This is a genomic window from Bacillus sp. LR--39 (genome assembly GCF_053613335.1).
Genome location: NZ_JBSIOT010001494.1, coordinates 1 through 537, shown reverse-complemented (window position 1 = coordinate 537; position 537 = coordinate 1). Strand labels below are relative to the sequence as shown.

The following is a 537-nucleotide window of genomic DNA, read 5'->3' as shown; positions in this document are numbered from 1 at the left end:
AACGCGGTAGCACTGCCTGAAGTAACTCCTAAGCGGAATGCTTCTTCAAGCGGGAGCTGTTTGGAAATTCCGGCAAGGAAACCTGCAACAACGGAATCCCCTGCTCCGACTGAGTTTACCAATTTCCCCTTTGGCACGTTAGCAAAATAAACAGCTTCGTTCGTAAACAGAAGCGCTCCGTCTCCGGCCATTGATACGATTACATGTTCAGCGCCTTGTTCTACAAGCTTTTTCCCATAAGGAACGGCTTCCTCAACAGATGTAATGGCCGTGCCGAACATTTCTCCAAGCTCATGATGATTTGGCTTCATCAAAAATGGTTTCATTTCTGTTGCTTTCAAAAGAGCCTCGCCTGAGATATCCAGAACAACTCGTGCGTTCTGCTGTTTGCAGGCCTCTGCGATTTTTTCATAAGTATCGTGAGGGAGTGAAGATGGAATGCTTCCTGCAAGAACAACGATATCTCCCTCTTGCAAAGATTGGAACTGTTCTAAAAAGGCTTTGAAATCTTCATCCGAAATTGTCGGTCCCTGCCCA

The 537-nt window shown here is 46.4% G+C and carries 1 protein-coding gene; it reads right to left on the bottom strand.

Translation table 11 applies throughout. The features are described from left to right. A partial coding sequence (locus tag ACWHAR_RS31355) for a 1-phosphofructokinase (RefSeq protein WP_452088965.1) occupies positions 1-537 on the bottom strand: 537 nt, incomplete at both ends.